This window comes from Geobacter sp. OR-1 (assembly GCF_000813145.1).
GTDB lineage: Bacteria > Desulfobacterota > Desulfuromonadia > Geobacterales > DSM-12255 > Geoanaerobacter.
On record NZ_BAZF01000009.1, the window covers coordinates 21,573 to 42,115 of the forward strand.

16 protein-coding genes, 1 tRNA gene and 1 pseudogene are annotated in these 20,543 nt (G+C 50.5%); 10 read left to right on the top strand and 8 right to left on the bottom strand.

Annotation, left to right across the window (positions count from 1 at the left end; translation table 11 throughout):
- Positions 1–490: 490 nt before the first annotated feature.
- Together OR1_RS10880 and OR1_RS10885 are read left to right on the top strand one after the other, a co-directional pair.
- Positions 491–1,297 (top strand): annotated as a pseudogene (locus OR1_RS10880) (KUP/HAK/KT family potassium transporter); the annotation flags it as partial.
- Positions 1,298–1,826: 529 nt separating this feature from the next.
- A complete protein-coding gene (locus OR1_RS10885) occupies positions 1,827–2,102 on the top strand; it encodes an integration host factor subunit alpha (protein ID WP_041971893.1) in 276 nt (91 codons plus the stop codon).
- Positions 2,103–2,176: 74 nt separating this feature from the next.
- On the opposite strand, the gene OR1_RS10890 is transcribed toward OR1_RS10885, so the two are convergent.
- The 4 genes from OR1_RS10890 to OR1_RS10905 form a co-directional block, all read right to left on the bottom strand.
- On the bottom strand, positions 2,177–2,710 hold the full coding sequence (locus tag OR1_RS10890) for a hypothetical protein (protein WP_041971894.1): 534 nt from the start codon (positions 2,708–2,710) through the stop codon (positions 2,177–2,179).
- Positions 2,711–2,744: 34 nt separating this feature from the next.
- Positions 2,745–3,695 carry an HD domain-containing protein gene (locus OR1_RS20820; RefSeq protein WP_052440388.1) on the bottom strand — a complete coding sequence of 317 codons (951 nt, stop codon included), beginning with the start codon at positions 3,693–3,695 and terminating at the stop codon, positions 2,745–2,747.
- Positions 3,689–4,879, bottom strand: coding sequence for an Arm DNA-binding domain-containing protein (locus OR1_RS10900; RefSeq protein WP_370543350.1), 1,191 nt, complete (start codon positions 4,877–4,879; stop codon positions 3,689–3,691). Before OR1_RS10900 ends, OR1_RS20820 begins: the two co-directional genes overlap by 7 nt.
- Positions 4,880–4,941: 62 nt before the next feature.
- Positions 4,942–5,181: a hypothetical protein gene (locus tag OR1_RS10905; RefSeq protein WP_041971897.1), complete on the bottom strand. Its 240-nt coding sequence runs from the start codon at positions 5,179–5,181 to the stop codon at positions 4,942–4,944.
- Between the two features lie 193 nt (positions 5,182–5,374).
- Here OR1_RS10905 and OR1_RS10910 point away from each other — a divergent pair, with 193 nt between their 5' ends.
- Positions 5,375–5,632 carry a helix-turn-helix transcriptional regulator gene (locus OR1_RS10910; RefSeq protein ID WP_041971898.1) on the top strand — a complete coding sequence of 86 codons (258 nt, stop codon included), beginning with the start codon at positions 5,375–5,377 and terminating at the stop codon, positions 5,630–5,632.
- Positions 5,629–6,189 carry a cysteine hydrolase family protein gene (locus OR1_RS10915; protein ID WP_041971899.1) on the top strand — a complete coding sequence of 187 codons (561 nt, stop codon included), beginning with the start codon at positions 5,629–5,631 and terminating at the stop codon, positions 6,187–6,189. The genes OR1_RS10910 and OR1_RS10915 overlap by 4 nt, the downstream gene beginning before the upstream one ends.
- A 371-nt stretch (positions 6,190–6,560) precedes the next feature.
- On the opposite strand, the gene OR1_RS10920 is transcribed toward OR1_RS10915, so the two are convergent.
- Positions 6,561–6,635: transfer RNA gene (locus tag OR1_RS10920), tRNA-Val, on the bottom strand.
- A gap of 190 nt (positions 6,636–6,825) precedes the next feature.
- On the opposite strand from OR1_RS10920, the gene cobO reads away from it, so the two are divergent.
- From cobO to OR1_RS10945, 5 genes are all read left to right on the top strand, one after another.
- On the top strand, positions 6,826–7,356 hold the full coding sequence (cobO, locus tag OR1_RS10925; RefSeq protein ID WP_041971900.1) for a cob(I)yrinic acid a,c-diamide adenosyltransferase: 531 nt from the start codon (positions 6,826–6,828) through the stop codon (positions 7,354–7,356).
- A gap of 72 nt (positions 7,357–7,428) precedes the next feature.
- Positions 7,429–7,833, top strand: a complete 405-nt coding sequence (locus OR1_RS10930; protein WP_041971901.1) for a cobalamin B12-binding domain-containing protein — start codon at positions 7,429–7,431, stop codon at positions 7,831–7,833.
- A 94-nt stretch (positions 7,834–7,927) separates the two neighbouring features.
- Positions 7,928–8,881, top strand: coding sequence for a methylmalonyl Co-A mutase-associated GTPase MeaB (meaB, locus tag OR1_RS10935; protein WP_041971902.1), 954 nt, complete (start codon positions 7,928–7,930; stop codon positions 8,879–8,881).
- Between the two features lie 49 nt (positions 8,882–8,930).
- Complete coding sequence (locus OR1_RS10940; RefSeq protein ID WP_041971997.1) at positions 8,931–9,806, top strand: L,D-transpeptidase; 876 nt, start codon at positions 8,931–8,933, stop codon at positions 9,804–9,806.
- 47 nt (positions 9,807–9,853) lie between these two features.
- A complete protein-coding gene (locus tag OR1_RS10945) occupies positions 9,854–10,573 on the top strand; it encodes a DsbC family protein (RefSeq protein ID WP_041971903.1) in 720 nt (239 codons plus the stop codon).
- 97 nt (positions 10,574–10,670) lie between these two features.
- On the opposite strand, the gene OR1_RS10950 is transcribed toward OR1_RS10945, so the two are convergent.
- From OR1_RS10950 to OR1_RS10960, 3 genes are all read right to left on the bottom strand, one after another.
- Positions 10,671–11,531: a chemotaxis protein CheX gene (locus OR1_RS10950; protein ID WP_041971904.1), complete on the bottom strand. Its 861-nt coding sequence runs from the start codon at positions 11,529–11,531 to the stop codon at positions 10,671–10,673.
- 39 nt (positions 11,532–11,570) lie between these two features.
- Complete coding sequence (locus OR1_RS10955) at positions 11,571–11,930, bottom strand: response regulator (protein ID WP_041971905.1); 360 nt, start codon at positions 11,928–11,930, stop codon at positions 11,571–11,573.
- Between the two features lie 75 nt (positions 11,931–12,005).
- The gene (locus OR1_RS10960; protein WP_152609870.1) at positions 12,006–14,327 is read right to left on the bottom strand and encodes a hypothetical protein; all 2,322 of its coding nucleotides are present in this window, start codon (positions 14,325–14,327) and stop codon (positions 12,006–12,008) included.
- Positions 14,328–15,215: 888 nt separating this feature from the next.
- Here OR1_RS10960 and OR1_RS10965 point away from each other — a divergent pair.
- Positions 15,216–20,540 carry a CxxxxCH/CxxCH domain-containing protein gene (locus OR1_RS10965; protein ID WP_082002908.1) on the top strand — a complete coding sequence of 1,775 codons (5,325 nt, stop codon included), beginning with the start codon at positions 15,216–15,218 and terminating at the stop codon, positions 20,538–20,540.
- The last annotated feature ends 3 nt before the right edge of the window (positions 20,541–20,543 follow it).

Genomic DNA, 20,543 nt, shown 5'->3' on the forward strand with positions numbered 1-20,543 from the left:
TCTGCTGTCACAAATGTTGCAACCTGTTTTTCCATCCATTTAGTAAACCCTCCTCTGTTTACCTAGTAAAATAAGGCTGTTGAACCAGGCAAAGCCACAGGATTCCCTTGGCATATTAGTTGCGCTTTATCTGCTTAAGAGAATTACTGAGGCAGAGATGTAATAAAATAACTAATGCGCATGGGGGATGTATGAGAAAAACAGGCAAAGTTACTTTTTGGGTTTCACTTGTTTGCCTGACAGCATTACTTGCCTTAACCTCCTGTAGCGATAGCGCGAACAATTCAAATGCTGCCAGCGCCAGCGATGTCGTAGCTGCAACAGCAAAGTTGCAATACGTTGTTTTTGCCTGGAACGACTTGGGGATGCACTGTCTCAACCCATCATATGACACTGCCGTGATCCTCCCACCATACAATACCGTCTGGGCCCAGGTTGTGAAACGGGGTAATCCGCCGCAGGTTGTAACCACCGGCCTTTCGGTGGATTCGGCTTCAGTTCTTCGAGCAGACTCGCTGGGGCCTATGGCGTGGCTGTTACGACCACTATGGTGATTACAGTGGGGCTTGCATATTTTGTAGCAGTAGGTAGATGGAAGTGGCATCGAGTAACTGCTGGTCTGGTCACATTGCTGTTCCTGACTGTGGACCTTTCCTTTTTCGGAGCAAACATGCTTAAAATTGAATACGGAGGGTGGTTTCCCCTGGCAGCGGGGGGGATTGTCTTCACCATGATGACGACCTGGAGACGCGGTAGGGAAATCCTCGCAAAACGTCTCGAAGAGACAAAGGAACCTATCGAGCTCTTCCTGCTCCGGATTGCTGCAAAACCGCCACTACGCGTTCCGGGCACTGCAGTATTCCTAATCAAGCCGATTCCCGGGACACCACCTCAACTACTCCATCATCTTGCCCATAACCAGGTCCTGCATGAACAGGTCATACTCCTCAGCGTCGTTACCAGAGAAATCCCGCGGGTATCAGCGGAGAAGAGGCTCGAAGTTGTCAGACTGGAACAGGGATTCTCCCAGGTGATCGTCAACTACGGCTTTATGCAAAGCCCCAATGTGCCGGTAGCATTACGGGAATGTGAATCATTAGGCCTGATGGTTAATCTGGATACCACCACGTTCTACATCGCCAGAGAGACTCTGATACCTTCCTTGAGGCGCCCCGGAATGATGCTCTGGCGGGAGAAGTTGTTTTCCTTCATGACCCGTAACGCCCTGCCTGCGACCGATTTCTTCAGGATACCCCCCGAGCGCGTCGTTGAGCTGGGAATACGAATTGAAATATAGACTGGCGGGGTCTTACTTCCTGCGATGGTTTCGTTCCAAGAAAGGATGTATGATCTAACTTATATGACCTTCTCCCCGGAATCAATCCTACTCTAGGGAGAAGGTCGCAGGTCTATTACTATTTTTTGGGTTAGGGACTTTTCATCCCTGATTTCTCTAATCGCTTGCTCAGCAGGAATGAAAGTCTGCATAGCAGTTCAATCTTTATGGAATGTCCCTAGTCTGCAATTATGACTTTCATGACCCGTATGGAACAATGCTGAGATATTGACAAATGCCCGGTATGCCGTGTAAAAAATGTCATGATTTACATGAAAGTGTTCTGAAAGGTATGTCATGACAAAATCTGATATGGTCCAGACACTACAACCTCGCCATCTAGGTGCTGAATGATCATCTTGGTCACACCAGCTTCTGCGTAAACTCCTAATTGTGATTTCGGCATGCCGAAATGGTTGACTGTTGACAAGCATCCGGCATGCCGTGTAAAAAGTCCTGACTTGCACGAAGAAGTAATGAAAGGACTGGTATGACAAAAGCTGATATGGTCCAGAAGGTTAGCGATGTATCCAATCTCACTTTGAAGGAAGCTGGTGAGATTGTTGAAGCAGTACTGGATATCATGAAGGAGACTTTGGAGAAGGGTGAGACGTTAAAAATCTCCGGGTTCGGCAACTTTGTTGTCAAGCAGAAGCAAGAGCGGAAGGGGAGAAACCCGCAGACCGGAGAGTCGATCACCTTGGATGCACGCCGGGTGCTGACCTTCAAGCCGAGCAACCTGCTGCGCAACTCAATCAACGAGTGATATCCGACCTCTGTTGATAAAACTGTACCCCATCCGGAATCGTTCCAGGATGGGGTACAGGAGTTAATCCGAAGCTATTGAATTCTCTTTCCTGCACTCTTTGACCATTTCCCCATAACGTCTAGCAGTTTGCCAACAACCCGTTTGCGATCCAGCACAATGCCGAAGGATGTTTCCAGTCTGATCAGTATCTCCGGATATAACTTTGCTGCATCGTCAAACTTGTCCCAGTCCGGATGATACTCGCTACAAAGTTTCATTGCATCCTCCCCGTATGGATATGGTTGTGGGGGCAATGCATCGTTTGTCTCCGGAATCTCTTCCGCCACATTCGGACATTCATAGAATGATGTGCAGTTGAGGCAGGAAGTGCCTGACATGTTGATGGATATATTGCGCAGAAGAACCTCTTCGATGGCTTTGAGCAGTTTCTCTGCATCCGTGGTAGTGTCGATCAGGCACATCCGCGTGCTGATCAAGGCATACTCCTTCTTGAGCATGCGCGGCGGGGCGTTGAGGAACTCAAGCTTGGCGGCACGAATAAGGGTCTCTGCCAGTAGCTTGAAGCGATTGTCTCTATGGTTGACTATGCGGACACATTTTCCCATGTGATAACTCCTTTTATCGATGCGAATATTTAAATTACCGGCTGTGGCTCTTGTCGTGGCCTTCCTGATAAGGCAGCGGACGCCAGAAGCCGTTCTTGAACAGAGACTTCGTGGCATTTCGCCACGAGGGGAGGGCGGAGAAGGCGCTCAGTTCACGGCTTAAGCCGGTGCTTATGCGGTCGGCAGCTTGAACGGCCTCGGCAATGGTCATCAGCGAAAATCGTCGATACGTGTGATTCTTGCAGGTCAGAAGATAACGCAGCGCCAGGGCACCGTCCGACCACTCATGATCTAGCTTTTGAAGATGCGGATTGAGGACTTCGAGGGTCAGCGCTTCATGGTTGAGCAAAAAGCCGACATGGCTCAATTTCGATGTATTGGACAACGTTCTGATTTTGCCGACATCATGCATCAGGGCCGCAACAATGCCGAGTTCCCTTGTCTCGCGTGAAAACTGCGGCATGCAGATAATAATCTCTGCACATTCCAGGCTGTGTTCCAGCAACCCGCCGCCATAAGAGTGATGATTGACTCTGCTGGCAGGAAGAGCTACGAACGGCAGGGCAATAGAATCATCACCGAAAATACTGATCAGGAAGTTCCGGAGCGGCTTGCTTTCGATTACCATCACCGTTTGATGCAGGTATGGCATCAGGCAAATGAGGGGGCACTGCCAAGCCGGGATCAACTCAACCGGGTGTGCAACGAATTCCTTTATGGTCTGTATCGAATTGACGAGACAGACACATTTCCCGTCCAGGCACTCCAGCCTGGCACTGACCGATACATGACCCATCTCCGTTAGGTCCGGCGGTCCGTAATCGGCGTCAATCCAGAGATAGCTCTTGAGCGATCCTGTCATGTCGCCAAGCTCAAAAGAGGCATACGGCGCACCACTTCGGGAAGTGCCAAGCATGAGAGCACGGATACGGTATTCACCTGAGAAGGCTGTTCCATGGCTATGTACAAGGTCTGCGATTAACATTTGTTGTCTCCCTTCGTGCCGACTTTCTCGGAAAGCAGCTTGTCAAAGGCTGATCCGTCCTGTCTTGTCAGGTTTGGAACAAAGCGCGAATACACAGTGAACAGCATCCGGGTATTTACATGACCCATTTGCCTGGCGATCCATTCAGGGTTTTCCCCTGCTGCAAGCCATAACGTTGCCGTAGTATGCCGAGTCTGGTAAGGGGTCCTTCTTTTGATGCCAAGCCGCTTGAGGGCAGGGTACCAGACCCGGTTCGAAACATTGTGATAGTTGAGCGGTTCGCCTTTCCGGTTGCAGAACACGAAGGTACTCAATTTGCCGGTAACCTCTGACTGTGATTTAAGGGCATTGTAAACCGGCAACGACATCTGGATGGTACGGTGAGACTCCTGGGTCTTGGCAGTGTCCTCCTGGCCAAAGACGATGGTCTCGCGGATATAGATCTCGCGACGGTCGAAATTGACATACTGCCACTTGAGGCCGTCAATCTCTCCGGTGCGCATGCCGGTAAAAAACCTGACCGTGTAGTAGTTGGAGAAATCCGGGCGTATATTGGCAAGGAACAGATTGGTCTCTTCAAGTGTAAACGGATCAACGTCGGTCTTCGGGACACGGAGCTGTTTAATCCCATTGCAAGGTGTGGTAAAGTTGTATCGGTCGGCTGCTTCTGCCATTATCATGCGCAATGGCGTCATGATATGATTGATCCGGTCAGCTGAAAGTCCTGTCTTGGTTCCGTTCGGTACTTTGGCGAGTGTGGAGCGGAACTTCAGGACTTCAGCCTTGGTGATGCAGCCGACTTCTTTCCCTTTGAACTCGGGGATCAGGTAGCGGTTGAAGGTTCCCTTCAAGGTCTCTTTATACGAAAATTTCCACTGTAGAGAATTTTCTTCGTACCAGGTCCAGACGAACTCCTCAAACAACGGGGTGGCTGTCGTCGTAGACTTTTCCGGTGTCTTTACTTCTTCTTTTGCCGCGGCGAATTTGCATGCCAACGGTGAATTAGGGAAGTAGGCACTGTAGTCGAAACTGCCGAGGGTGATCTCGGCCTCGATCTTCTTGAGCACCTTTTCCATTCTTTTGCGGTTATCAGAAGTCTCCGGCAGGGTTGTCTGTTCACGGCACCGGATGCCCTGATACCTGAAATCGAACATCAGCAGACTGTTCTCTTTACGCGTACGGATGCTACGGACGGCGATTTCGTTTGCGGCGGTAAGCCGATCTGTTCTCTTTACGCGTACGGATGCTACCCATTAACAACACCCCCTCTCGCAAGCGGAATCATAGGCATTTCCTCGGCAGAGCATTTCAACATGTCGCGCTCTATAGTCTCCCAGATGAACAGGATTTTCCTTCGGCCGAACGGTCTGATGTAGTGGATTCCCTCAAGTAGTACTGAATCTTTTAAATACTCTCTGATGTACCTGCTGTCGTAGTGAAGTCGACCTGCCAGTTCCTCGGTTGTTATGTAGGTTGCTTGTGCCATTTGATGATCTCCTTCGTCATTTGTAGTGTAAATGCATTATAATAAATACAAACGCGACTGTCAATCACATATAATGTATTAGAGCGACATAAAATAGTTTGGTGAAGCATATGTGTTGTGAGAGATGTTCTGGCGTGCTATATAGAAAGACAGCATATTGCTTTGGACTACTTACATGTAATGGAGGAGAGATATGATTCGGTTCAGATTAAAAGGAATTATTGCGGATCAAGAATTTAAGTCAGGGAAAAGGCTTACGTTTGAAGAAATTGCGCATGAGACAGGTATTCATCGGACCACGCTGTCAAAAATATCCGGAGTGCGGGGTTACAACACCACGACTGATAATATTGACAAGCTCTGTCGATATTTCGGATGTAAGGTGAGCGATATTATGGAGTATGTCCCAGATGAGGAAGTGTCGGTAGAGGAGAAAACGACGAAAATATGAAAACTGCTCTTCTAATAATCGATATTCAAAATGACTATTTCTCGAACGGTAACATGGAACTTGAAGGAAGCATCCAGGCAGCGTCAGCAACTGCGCGCCTCCTTTCCCAATTCCGCAAGGAAAAGTGGCCAATATACCATGTACAGCATTCATCAATAAGACCTGGCAGTACATTTTTTTTGCCGGGCACGGTGGGCGCGGAGATCCACGATTGCGTGAAACCTCTTCCAGAAGAGACTGTTATCAACAAACACTATCCGAACAGTTTCAGGGAAACTGACCTTCTGGAACGACTAAAGGCAGATGGAATTGGAACGCTGCTCGTCTGTGGCATGATGAGCCATATGTGTGTCGATGCCACCGTACGTACCGCCTTTGACCTCGGATTTAGCATCATCCTGGCTCACGATGCATGCGCCACCAGGGAACTCTCTTTCAACGGCGTTACGGTGCCGGCAAAACAGGTTCACGCCTCCTTCATGGCTGCCCTCGGAAGCGTCTATGCAAAGACAATGGCAGTGGATGATATCCTTGAGAACATCACCGCTACAGAATAAAATCGTCAGTTCGTATGGCCAAATCCTCTTTTAAGACATTTGCAGAAATTTGGTCACAAACCTCATAAAAAGTGGGCACGGCAGGGCAGGGGTCATCGATCAAAAATATGACCACTACCCCTGTTAACCTGAGAATTAATCAGTTAAATCAATGTAATACAAGAGACAGGGTAGTGGTCATTCGGTGTCGATTCCAGCAATGACTACTATCGGGGGACGGTAGGGGTCAAATGAGTGAAAATGCAAGGGTAGGGGTCAAAATCCTGCCTACTGATCGTCAAGTGACTTTGGAGGGATGGGCACAATTTGGGCACAGGATGGGCACAGACAAAAAAAAGAGGCAGCTGGACTCGCTAACCTCTTGATATTATTGGTGGGCGCAGTAGGGATTGAACCTACGACCCCTGCCGTGTGAAGGCAGTGCTCTCCCGCTGAGCTATGCGCCCTTGTTTGTATGCTTCAATAGCAGATGCCGATTATGCTGTCAAGAAGGATTTCAGGATTGACTGCTTCCCGAGTCGCTTATGTCGGCGCTTTAGCTCCATTTCGCCTTGACCTCCAACTGTTCACCTGATATATTCCGCAAAAAATTACCTTACGGCCTAATCTTATTGGGATTTGAAGGATGAGGGTCTGATGCAACTTTACAAGGGTCAGGTTCAGATCTATACGGGTAATGGCAAGGGCAAGACCACGGCAGCCTTGGGTCTTGCTTTCAGGGCTTATGGCAGAGGTTTAAAGGTCTGCATGATTCAGTTCATGAAGGGGGGCGGGCCTTATGGTGAACATTTTGCCGCGGAACGCCTGGCTCCTGAGTTAACCATTATCCCGTTCGGCAGGGGAGGGTGGGTAGACCGCGACAATCCGGACCCTGAGGATCGCAGACTCGCGGAAGAGGCGCTAAAATGCGGTGCAGAGGCGCTGACTTCGGGTGATTACGACCTGGTTATTCTTGATGAGGTCAATGGCGCCATCCATTTTGGCCTTCTGCAGGTGGAGCAGGTTCTGGAGCTGATTCACTCGCGGCCCGATTGTGTCGAACTGGTATTGACCGGTAGAAACGCGGATCAAAGGATAATTGATGTGGCCGATCTTGTTACCGAGATGCGCGAAATCAAACATTATTACAAGGCAGGAATTCCAGCCAGAGTCGGCATTGAGAAGTAGTTTACCTCTATATTATTTCAGATAGTTATATTGAGTTGCGGTGATCAATACTGATTTGAAAAAGGAGATGTGATGGCTGAAAGAACTTTGCGCGTGCTGGTTGGTAAACCTGGCTTGGATGGTCATGACCGTGGGGCAAAAATCATTGCCAGGGCTTTCAGGGATGCCGGTTTTGAGGTCATCTATACAGGCTTGCACCAGACCCCGGAACAGATTGTTTCGGCAGCGATCCAGGAGGATGTTGACTGTGTGGGGCTCTCAATATTGTCGGGGGCTCATAACACGCTCCTGCCAAAGGTTTGCCAACTGCTGAAAGAGAAAAATGCAGATGACATCGGGGTGTTTGGCGGCGGCGTCATTCCGGAGGATGACATTCCGGGCCTCAAAGGTGCCGGCCTGAAAGAGGTCTTTACTCCCGGGACTTCCACTGAAGACATTGTGAAATGGGTTCGCGAGAATATCAGGCCTAGAGCTTGAGAATAGACATTGATGACGAGTTGGGCAAAGGCGAGGGTATTCCTCGCCTTTGCCTTGTCGTTTATAGAACAATGGAAAATGGAGTAACGTAGCAATGCCATTGGCTGAGAAAATTCTTGCCGGAGATATCCGCGCTGCGGCTCGCCTTATGCGGGATATTGACGATGGGTTCGAATCTGCGCATGATGAATTGAAGTCGCTGTATCCACATGCTGGTAAAGCCTACCTTATCGGGATTACAGGCCCGCCCGGCGCAGGGAAGTCTACGCTTGTCGATCAGATAACCGCTGAATACCGGAAACGCGGCAAACGGGTCGGGATTGTGGCCATTGACCCTACCAGCCCTTTTACCGGTGGGGCAATCCTGGGTGACCGAATCAGGATGAATCGTCATGCTGATGATGAAGGGGTTTTTATCCGCAGCCTGGCCACCAGAGGCTATCTTGGCGGGATTTCGCGTTCGACCGGGGATGTTGCCCTGGTCATGGATGCGATGGGGATGGATGTTGTCATTATCGAGACAGTAGGGGTAGGCCAGGATGAAGTGGATATCGTTCGGATGGCTCACACTACAGCGGTAGTCATGGTTCCCGGTCTCGGGGATGATATCCAGGCCATCAAGGCGGGGATACTGGAGATCGGCGATGTGTTTGTGGTCAACAAGGCTGATCGGCCGGATGCGGACAGGACTGCCCGTGAACTGGGCGCCATGCTTGATATGAACGTCAGGAAAGATGGCGATTGGCAACCGAAAGTATTAAAGACCGAAGCGAGCAGAGGCACCGGAATCGATCTGCTTGTTGATGAATTCGAATCGCACCGCTCTTATCTGTTCGGGTCCGGTGCAATAGACCGGTTCATGGCCGAGAAATGCGCCCGGATTTTCATGGAGATACTGAAGGAGCGTCTATTTGCCGAGGTCATGATGCCACTCAGGGCAGACGGCAGATTTGACTGTTTTGTCGATGATCTGGTTGGACGCCGCACCGACCCTTATACGCTTGTCGACACAGTGCTTGCGGAACGTGCTGCAATCAGGGAGGAGTAAACTGAAAGGGCCTGTTTCCAGTAAAGTTGTGTCCGGAAGGGTAAGGAGCCTGCTGAAGGTTCTGGTGACGTCATTATCTCTGGTGCTTGCCGGATGGATAATCCTGTCAGGGCCGTCGGCAATCTCTGATCCGGCAGCTAATCCTGAAGACCCCGCCAAAGAGGATCTTACCAGGGTTGCTTATCCAAGCATTGCAGGAATCAAGTGGCGTCCGCAATTTATTCGTCCCCAAGATACGCCTGACCTTCTGTTCGGCAAGGATTGGCCGTTAGTGGCCCGATTTAACCGTATCGACAGAAGGCATTTGTATCCCGGCATGACCATAAAAGTTCCGGAAAAAATGGATGATATCCGTAATTATACGCCGTTGCCGCGCGAGTACGAACCTGCCAGACGGCATGAAAAGTATATTGTCGTGAACATCACCGAACAATGGATCGGTGCTTATGAATACGGCAAGCTCGTGTTTTCGATGCCGGCTGCAACCGGAAAGAAAGGTACCGAGACCCCTACCGGAATATTCCGCATCGACGCCCGGCATCGAAATCATACGTCATCGCTTTATCAGACCGATGACAATAGCGCTCAATACCCGATGGACAATGCGATGCGTTTCTATATCGGAAAGGACAATGTTTCCTATTGGATTCATGCCCGAGACCTGCCGGGAAAACCGGCATCCCACGGCTGTGTCGGTCTGTTCGATGAATCCATGCAGAAACGGATGTACGGCATACCGGAAATACCGGTACTGCTGGATTCCAAAAAGCTTTACGATTGGGCTGTTGGAGAAAACGAATACGAAGATGATACCGGGGAATTGGAGGAGTTGGAGGACGGGCCAGAGGTGGAGATAACCGGGGATCTTCCCCGGGTTTTGAGTACAACTCCTTATCGATCTGTTGTCCAGATGTCCAATAACTAGATGAATATAGCTTTGTAAAGGAATCAAAAACTCTTCAGGAGGATTAAATGAAAGCATCTTTGCGGGTATTTTTTTCTGTTTTGGTTTTAACCCTGATTTCCCTGTCTGCTTTTGCGGCACCGTCCGTGGTCAAGCCGGATGTCGCCCTGCGCCAGGCCTTTCCTGACCTTAACTTTGAAAGCATGAAGGAGACCAGTCTCCCGGGGATGTACGAGGTGGTTTCCGGGCAGAATATCCTCTATTTCTTTCCTGAGAAGGAATACCTCTTTGTCGGAGAGATCTATACCAAGGATCGTAAGGCATTGTCCGCGGAACGAAAGAAAGAGTTACGGGAGAATACACTCAAACTGGTCAAGACCCTCCCTCTTGAAAAAGCGGTTAAAGTCGGTACCGGGAAAAACACGGTAATTGAATTTACCGATCCGGATTGTCCCTATTGCCGCAAGGCCTCGGCGTTTCTCAATAAACGGAAAGACGTAACCCGGTACATTTTCTTTGCTCCGTTTGCACATCCCCAGGCAATCACCAAAATTCACCATATCCTCAGCGCTAAAGACAAAGCTGCCGCCTATGAAGATATGATGGCTGGAAAGGCTGCTCCTCAGGGGGCTACCTATAGCGAGGCTATACAAGCCTTGGCTCAGGAGCATATTGCACTTGCCAGAAAAGTCGGGGTTCAGGGTACTCCGACCTTCTTTATTAACGACCAGGAAGTCGTCGGAGCAGACGAGAAAAAAATTGAAGGTATTTTAGGCGGTCAAAAATAGGCTTTAACAAAATTCCCTGCGGATTTTCAACGCAATAAAACAAAGCCCTGCTGGCATCTGCCATACAGGGCTTTGTTCATTCAATGTATAATATCGGTCAAGGATAAATTATGATTGTTATTGATGCCTTGCCATCCGCAAGGCAAATGGGGAAGTTCAATCCTGTATAACCTGCCGGGATGTCGATCCCCCCTTCGCTTGTAAGCAGTTCAGGCGGGAGTATATCCAGAGCGATCCCCTGTTGCACCGATTTAGCGGCGATATTGCCGCAGACAACGTTTATGAACTCCATGACTGTGTCGTCGAGCACTTCCTTGGGTTCATGCGATACCTCTTCCTGGCTGAGAATGGCTTTGGCCACCTGCGTCTGGACTTCTTCCGAGGCCGAAAAAACATATCTGCATCTGACATCACCGGTGAAATCCATTGCTGCAATTATGTGAAAATCTTCCAAACGTTTTACAATCTCACAAGGAACCGGTCTGAAGGTGAGACGGGCAACTCTTGTCAACATTTTATAACTAAGGTCGGCCATCATTTCCCATAACGGTTGATGTTTCAGTTCGGAAGGCAGCAATACCCGGTCTGTGGCATACAGTGATTGATCAGCCTTGAATGCTGCCAGATATTGATCAATCTGCTCGGCATCGAGTCCTCCTGTCATGACAATCGCTTTGCCTATATATAGATGAGACTCGGACTGTTTCTGCAACGCCTTTTGCAGGGCTTCCGAGGTCAGAAAACCCATCTTTACCGCCAAGTCCCCAAAGCGGAGATCTTCTGAGCGTTGAGCAAGGTTTACCTGTTCTACATCGGCCTGGGTCATCAACCCCATTTCTATCGCTATATCTCCGATGCTTTTGTTTACGGATTCCTGGAGTTCTATCGCCTTGAGAAGCGCTTCTCGGGAAATAGCACCCTGTTCCACCAGGAATTGACCAAAAAACTTTACCGCCATAATGTATCTCCTTCTGTGCTTGTGATCAGTGCCTTTACTCTATAGTCCACGCAGGATTTTCAGCACATTCTCTGCCTCAAAAGGCTTTGAAATGACATTCATTGCCCCGAGCTTGATCGCCTCGTTGAACTTGTCTCCGACTCCGCCGAGAGAAGTGATCATTACGACCTTCACGGTCTTGTCCAAGGACATAAGAGTACGTAAGGCCGTTATGCCATCCATGCCGGGCATATTCATGTCCATGCAGATTATGTCCGGATGGAGGGTCTGGAACATCTTGATAGCATCAAGACCATTTTTACCTTGTCCAACAACCTGAAAATCCCCACTTTCCACAAGGATCTTTTCGAGTTGGCGGGCTACGGAAATGCTGTCATCTACAAGCAAAACCTTTTTCATGTTAATTCTCCTTATCCGGGAAATGCGGTGTGGCAATTATATGTTATCGGGTAAAAACGCTTCGTCTTGAATCGATTAGAGAATGAGGAAAATAATGGTAATAATCAGGGCATTTATTCCACCGATGCCGAGATATTCCTTTGTGTGGCTCTTGCCGAAATCATCTTTGAACTCACCTGGCCCTAAAGGATCTTCCTGGAAATGGTCTTTCAGGTATGTCTCATCTTCAGGGTTCTGCTTAGTTTTAGGTATCGGCTTAGTTTCCGGCTTAATCTCTTTTTTCACCAACGGGATGGGTTCAGCGGTCATCCGGATTGATTCAGGGATCTCTGAATCAGATCGTTGCCCTGAGGCGATCTGAGTTCCCGGGCCGTTGCCCTGCGTTGACTTGTCCTCAATAACCGGTGGCGGCGGGGGAGGGATGACAACCTTGATATGAGAAACTTTTTCCGGTTCTCTATTCCCGGCCCGGTCCATGCTCCAGTACCTGATTTCGTATTCTCCCGGAGTCGATATGGTGAACGGCTCAGAGCCTTGGCGCATACCCTTTCCTATGATTACATATTCACTTTTGGCAGCGCCGGACAGTTCGTCGTTTGCCGACAGCGAAAGCACTGTCTTGTCGGTAATCTGGACTTGTTCCTGACCGGGTTGTTTGGGCTCTCCGATCATAAGTGATGTGACCGGTGGATGATGATCGATTATGATTTTTACAAATCTTGTCGGCTCCGCATTATCAAGTTGATCGACACTCCGGAACTCTACAAGATGGATACCCTCATCGCTAATTGAAAATGGCTGATAAGTTTTCCAGGGGCCATCGTCAAGCTTGTATTGTGAGGTTTTGACTCCAGCTTCACTGTCGATCGCTGATAGCGAAAGATTGACCGGTTTAACGGAATAAATGGTATCCCCGTACTCTGTCTTGTTATGGTCAATGCTTATCATCGAGGTTGGCGGATCAGTATCAACCATCACTGCCATTGATCGAGCTGTCTCCATGTTACCGGCTTTATCAATGCTTCTGAATTCGATTGAGTGCTTCCCCCCATCCTGAATTGTGAAAGGTTCATATGGAGACCATTCCCCAGTGTCGACCCGATACTCGGAACGGCTTACTCCTGACTGATTGTCCGTTGCCTCAAGGTAAAAAAAGGTACTGTCGTTTACTGTCGGGTGGCCTTTGGAGATATTCAGGCTTGGTGAGCCGATGTTGATCTTTGTTACCGGCGGGGTTTTATCGATATGAACTTCAACCGACTTTGTTATTTCCATATTGTTGACATTGTCTGAGCTGCGGAAAGAGACAAGATGGTTTTTCTTGTCGTCAACGGTGAATGGCGAATATAGCTGCCAGGGCCCTTGATCTATCCGGTATTCGGACTTATTTACGCCGGAAAGCATGTCTGTTGCCGATATAAGAAGCCTTAAAGGTTTATTGGTATACAAAATTTCCGAAGAAACGTCCTTCTTGTCGTCAGTACTCAAGTCAGTTATTGGAGGGGTTGAGTCGTAGGCAATGTTTATTGATTGAATATCCTCAATATTGCCGACGTTGTCACTGGACCGGAATTCAATTTTATGTTCTCCCTCGTCTTCAATCCGGAATGCCTCCCGGTAAGAAAGCCATCCCTTGCCATCAATCCGGTATTCAGTCTGGGCGAGACCGGAATCTTCATCGTTTGCGGTTATTGTGAATGCAGTGGCGCCGGAAACAAAGGATTTCCCGTCACTATTCTTGTAGATAGGGGTGCCGATTTCAATTTTGCTCTTTGGCGGTGTTGTGTCGAGGACAAAAGAAAGAATCTTTGTCTGCTCAGTGTTGCCTGCTTTGTCTATGGCTCTGAATGAGAGGATATGGGGCCCTCTGGAAAGCAGGTTCAGCTCGATAGGCTCATGGAAACTTTTCCACTCGGTGGCGTCGCCGAAGTGGTATTCAATTCTGTCAATGCCCGATCTCCCGGGGCCTGAATCTTCTGCCGATAGTTCGATTGTGCTGGCGTAGGAAAGAAACTGGGCTTTGGGAGAGTTGTGCTTCGGGGGATTGATATTGGCCGTTGTGACCGGAGCAGTTCGATCAATAACAAATTTAACGGATCGTTTGGTGGGTTTTCCTGTTTTATCTACCGCGGAAACATCCAATTGATATTCACCTTCAGACGATATTTCCTTGAAATCATATGGAGCATTATTAAGCACTGCCTCGAAATTAGCGTCACTCCCGAGCACCCGGATTTGGGGCGTTACCGGGTTAGCGTAGACTCCGGAGTCCATTACTCCGGAAATTTCCAGGGTAATTACAGGCTGTGGAGGGGGTTCGGCAAAAACAGTGTTCGTAGATATAACCGCATACAACAATAATAATGGGAAAATAATCATCTTGGTTGAGTACGACATTGCTGTCCCCGCTATGTTAACGTTACATAAGTTTTAAATCATACTCGTTGGGTGATGGCTGTGCAAGTTCAAACTCGTACAGGATGCCCACATACATGGATCTTTGCGAAGTCTGTGAAGGTATGCGCACCATTGCCTTTATTCTGGTTTTTTTTGTTTTGGTTTTATTTGCATATTTGAATACATTCAATAATAAATAATAATTTGAAATAATTATAAAAAATGCGTTTATTTGTTGTGGCTCTATTCGTGCATGTTCTCATTAGAAAATACGCCGCGAATTAGTAGCTTTGGCAAATCAGCTAGTTGCAAAAGCGATTTGAATTAATGAAGGTTAAAACAGCTTTTTAACTACGTTAATCTGGTTTTTTAACCGAATGTTCGGATATTGGAATACTGCTATCGATGTTAACTTTTAAATCAAAATATATCTTTTATTTTGTTGTTATTGCGATGATATCCATTGCTTTTATCAGGATGGGGGACTCCGTTTCAGGGCTGCCTCACGCCAGTCAGTCGTCCCCTCATCTGGAAGAGTTGAGTGTCACTGAAGCAAGTTGTGAATCAAAAAAGTATTTACAAACCATTGATCCGCTTTATTGTACCCTCATCTTTCTAGCCCCGAAGATTTTTTTGGGGTTGCTCCTTGCTGAGCAAAACTCATCCAAAGTTACGTCCGTTACTTCTGCGCCTTCCTCCGGAAGGTCCCCGCCAGCATCTATCTGACCAGTCTATACCTTTTCGTATCACCTTTTGCCAGGGCATTGTCACCTGGAACATGCGGGTATCAAATTAAGTCTGGTGGACTGTCAATCAGAAAAATTCTGAAGGTTTGATAGGTATCAAAATAATGACTACTTCTGATGTAGGCTTTGCGGGGGAAACGGTATGAACCGTCCTGTAAGTTCGCTTTTAGGCCCAATAGGAAATTGTATCGAGCGGATGACCGGCAGTTTGTTCAAGCTGGCCTGCATAACGGCATTGTTATTATTGCCGGCTCTTGCCAGCGCCTCTCCGGCTGAGATGCTTCATAACAGTGCGAACCTGGGTACAAAATACGGCACTTGGGGCGCGAGTTATACCTGTCAGACCTGTCATGAAAAAGCAGCATCAATGAACGTCAAGAAGCTTAAATCGAATGTCATCACACCGACAGGCGCCAGGCCGGTGATTTTCAATAGATACACCGGTGGCGCCAACAGTGCGGTAGGGATTTTCGGCAATGACCTGAGGACGGTAAATACCCAAACTTCCCGCAACGTCTGCGAAGTCTGTCATCACAATACGATTTATCATCAGTACAGCGCGTCAAAGATCTCCGACAAAACACACACATCCCATAAGAGCAATCGCAAGGATTGCACAGACTGCCACAAGCACAACGTCGGTTATAAACCACCCGATCCAAAGGCATGCAACGTTTGTCATGGGTATCCGCCGATCGACAATTCTTATTATGGCGGGCCTTCTGGGATGGTAACACCGCCGACGCTTGCACTTGGCGGTACTGTGGATACACCTCCGCAAAACATCGGCGCCCATAACAAACATCGAAATATCCTGGGGTTCGAATGTCAGGTCTGTCACAACAATTATGGCCATGGCTATGCGGGCAATGACGCGATTGAATTCGGATTCAAGATTGATCAGGACACCTGGCCACCATTCTCAGGAACTGTGACCAGGGGGGAGATCATCGGGACAAGTGCCGCCAGCTTCAGAAACAACTTTGCCGTTGCTCCCAGCAATCCGGAAACAACCCTTACTCGTGCCCCTGATGTAACATCCTGTAACGTTTACTGTCACGGCGGATTCTGGAATTATTCATCAGGCCGGACAACAAAGGCGGTGTCGTGGGTCCAGGGTCCTTTAGGGAGTTGCGAAAACTCGTCATGTCACGGCACGACTCAGGCGAATCCGCCTACTCCGGTGATGGGAAACATCTCAACCGGCGCCCACAAAACCCATGTCGCCAAGCTCGGCAATGACAAGACCCGCTGCGCCTTCTGTCATGATGATTACTACACGCCCAATCGGCACATGGTTAACGGCCATGTGAAGATCAACCTTTCATCGCTTTCGCCATCCGCAACCTACAAAGGGTTCAACCAGTTTTCCACTGCCTACCTCGCCACTACCGGGGTATACGGAAACTGCACCAATATCTACTGTCACAGCAACGTGCAGTCTCCTGACGGATCGGGTCAGGCGACATCCTACAAAACCGTGGCCTGGGGTGGTAGCAGAATCGGTTGCGACGGCTGTCACGGCGGTATCCGGACCGATTCCTCGCCCATGGTCACCGGCGCCCATGGCAGACACATAACTGACTACGGTTTCAGCTGTAATGAATGCCACAAAAATGCCGGTAATGATCAGCCGACAAAGCATGCCGATTCCAGTATCGATGTGTTATTCGACGGTTCGCTGGGCGGAAGCTACAGCCAGAGCCCGAATGTTGCCGGGAATGGTTATGGGAGCTGCGCTGCCAACTACTGCCACAGCGATGGCAACGGTACAACCAAAACGGTCGGGTGGGGCGCCGGCTTGCAGGGATGCGCAGATTGTCACAAGGCCGACGTGGCGAGCGGGTCTCCGATCGATACCGGCATGCACTCCCAGCATATCAACCAGTCCGGAGTGCTGGGACGGAACATAGCGTGTGCCGACTGCCATGCCAACACCCTGAGCTCTGGCATGACGATCGGCAATGTTGCGAATCACGTCAACAAGTTCAAGGATTTCTCCGGAGCATTTAGCGGGAAGAACAAGGCGGCATGCAATTCGGCCTACTGCCACAGCGACGGCAAGGGTGCCGCAGGAATTAACGTGGACTGGAACAGCGGCCCGGCCATCAACGACTGTAAGGGGTGCCATGGTACTGACGCCGCACCTGACTTCGTTTCCGCGGCCGGCGAACCGAACTATGTCAATAGTGGCGCCGGAACGCCCAGGGCGAACAGTCACAAGCGGCACATGGGAGGAATAGGGGCGACGTCGTGCGTATTCTGTCATAATGAGTCTGTTGATGCAACCGGCGCTCTGACTGCGACTACCAAGCATCTTGACGGTACGCGCAGTGTGGCGTCAGGCGGCGGCAGGAGTTTCAGCTACGATTCGTCTTCACGAACCTGCTCCGCAATAAGCTGCCATGGCGGTGCTGCTCCGGCGCAATGGGGGCAGTCGTTCCCTGCTGACTGTACCGGTTGTCACGGGAACAATGCCGATAGTTCCCTTCCGCAGACATCGGGCAAGCATGCGGCCCACATGAACAATGCCGCGCTGCTCGGGACGAATTACCCCTGCATAACCTGTCATGCCCTGACAGTAAGTTCCGATCGCACCATTGCCGATCCTGCCTATCACGGCAACGGTTTTAAAAACTACACCGGCCCGCTTGCCGGCAGCAGATCCAGTTATGCAACGGCAACCGGTATCTGCTCTGCCTCTTACTGCCATAGTGACGGTAAAGGCGCGCAGAAGGATATGACGCTGACCAACTGGAAGTCTCCTGCTACGCTTGACTGCAAAGGGTGCCACGGTTCCGACGCCAGCCCGGCCTTTGTCTCTTCAGCGGGTGAACCGAACTATGCCAGTACCGGTGCCGGTTCCATCCGGGCCAATAGCCACCAGAACCATGTCGATACTGCGGCAGCTGCCTGTATCAACTGTCACGCTGCTACTGTTGCCGTAGACGGGACCGCTATCACCGGGAATCACACGAACAGAGTTATCGATGTGGCGCCGGGTAACGGCAAAAGCTTCACCTGGGCATCAACAGGCAAGACCTGTAGCGATATCAGCTGCCACGGCGGCAAGGGGTCATTCACACAGACCTGGGGGGCGCCGCTTACGGCCAATTGCCTCGGCTGCCACGGCAATAACGTAGCCAGCGGCACTCCGATCGCTTCGGGAGCGCACACCCCGCACATGAACAATGCCGCGCTGCTCGGCAGCAACTACAGCTGCACCGAGTGCCACGCCAAGACCATCAATCCTGACGAGCGCTCCTTTGCCTTCCCTGCCAATCACGGCAATGGTTATAAGAACTTCTCCGGTGTCCGGGCTGGCGGTGATGCCGGTTATGCAACCTCGACCGGTGTCTGTTCGGCCACCTACTGCCATACCGACGGTAAAGGGACCCAGAAGATGACAGCGGCTACCGGCTGGAACAGTGGCTCCACCCTTGATTGCAGGGGGTGCCATGGATCTGATGGCGCGCCGGCATTCGTCTCTGCAGCCGGTGAGCCTAACTACGTCAGCACCGGAGCCGCCCAGACAAAGGCCAACAGTCATCAGAAACATGTGGGGACCGTTTCTCAGTCAACGACCTGCGTATATTGCCATGGCAACACGGTTAATGAAGCCGGTACGGCAGTTGTCGGCAACCACACCAACCGGATCATTAACGTTGATCAGGGTGGGGGAAAGTCATTCACCTGGACACAGGGAGATAAGACCTGCGCCAGTATCAGCTGCCACGGTGCCGGATCGCCTTCGGCTCAATGGGGTCAGGGGTTCCCGGCGGACTGTACCGGTTGTCACGGTGGCAACAGCGGCTCTGCAAATCCGCTTGCCACAGGCCGTCACACGGCGCATATCAATAATGCCAATGTTTTGGGGGCCAACTTCGGTTGTATCGCCTGCCATGCCGTTTCAGTAACCAGCGACACCGACATCAGCAATGCATTGACCCATGCCAACGGTTTCACCAACTACTCAGGCTCCATGGCAGGGAGGAACAAGACAGCGTGTGCAACTTCATACTGTCATTCGGACGGCAAAGGAAGCTCCGGAAGGTCGGTTGACTGGTCAACCGGGCCGGCACTGGGGTGTGATGGCTGCCATGGCGCGGCTTCAGAGGCGGGCTCGTTTATAAGCGTTGCCGGCGAGCCGAACTATGCAACTGCGGCCGGGTTAAGGGCCAACAGCCACGAAAACCACACCAAGAAGATCACCGGCCAGACCGGCGCGGCATCCTGCGATATCTGCCATACCAATACGGTAGCCGTCAGCGGCACTGTCATCAAGGCCGGTTCATCTCACTTGAACCGCCAGATAAATGTTGACTTCAACAGGGCAAAAGAACTGACTGCGGTCTGGACGGCGGGTAATCGCACCTGTACCAACATCGCCTGCCACAACAACGGCACTGCCATTTGGGGCGATGCCTCCAGTGCCGGATGTCGCGTCTGCCATCCCTCTCTTTCCGGTGCCCACTCCGCCCACATCAGTGACCTGATGAGCGCAGGCTACGTGACCATGTACAACTATACGGCAAACAGGTCGTCCGGATCGGTCTATCGTTACGGTTGCGCCAACTGCCATCCGACCGACAGTGCCAAGCATCGCAACGGCACGGTGGATATCGATGTCTCCAGCACCAAGGCGGGCAGGAGTTACCTGGCTGGCCTCAATACCATGGTAACAACCTCTGCTGAAGGCTATACAAGAACCTCTCCCACGCAGTTCACCTGTGACCTCGTGTACTGCCATTCCAGCGGCAAGAGCCTTGCTCAGGTTGCCGGTGATTACCGCCAGTCTCCAAACTGGTATGGCGGTAGTTATTCTGGCAACAAATGCGGTATGTGCCATGACAACCCGCCGCAATATGCCGGGCAGTCCCATTATGTCGCCAACAGCCAACTTGGTGATAATGGCCGGGGTGTGGCCTGGGAGAGCGGGCACATGATCGGCATTCACTTCAAGAATACCTCGAAAGGTAACAAGCAGAACGGTTTCCTCGGCTACTCTTCCTCTGGAAACATGGCTCACGGCAACTCGGCTTTCGCCACGACCATTACCTGCAACCTGTGCCACAGCGGCGTGGTTAGCAGCACCCAGATCGACACTTATGCCATGAGCGGCACCACCAGCAAATTCAAATGCGCCGGCTGTCATAGCTCCGGCAGCAGAACCCCGCTGCAGCCAGGCAGTATCGTCGATACCTCTCTCCATATCAACGGAGCTAAAAACATAGCCTTTGCGCCGGTTGCGGTAAGGACCAAGGCGCAGTTGTCCAATGTGGCCAATGCGCTCGGTTGGGGTCGCCAAGGCTCCTACAAGACCGCCGATTCGTACGATAGTTTCGACCTGAGCGTTTCCACCTGGGATCCGCAGACCAAGACCTGTCTGACGGCCTGTCACGTCAACCAGCCGGGGATCACCTGGGGCGCTGGGCTGCAATGCTCAAGCTGCCATGCGAACCAGTAGGGG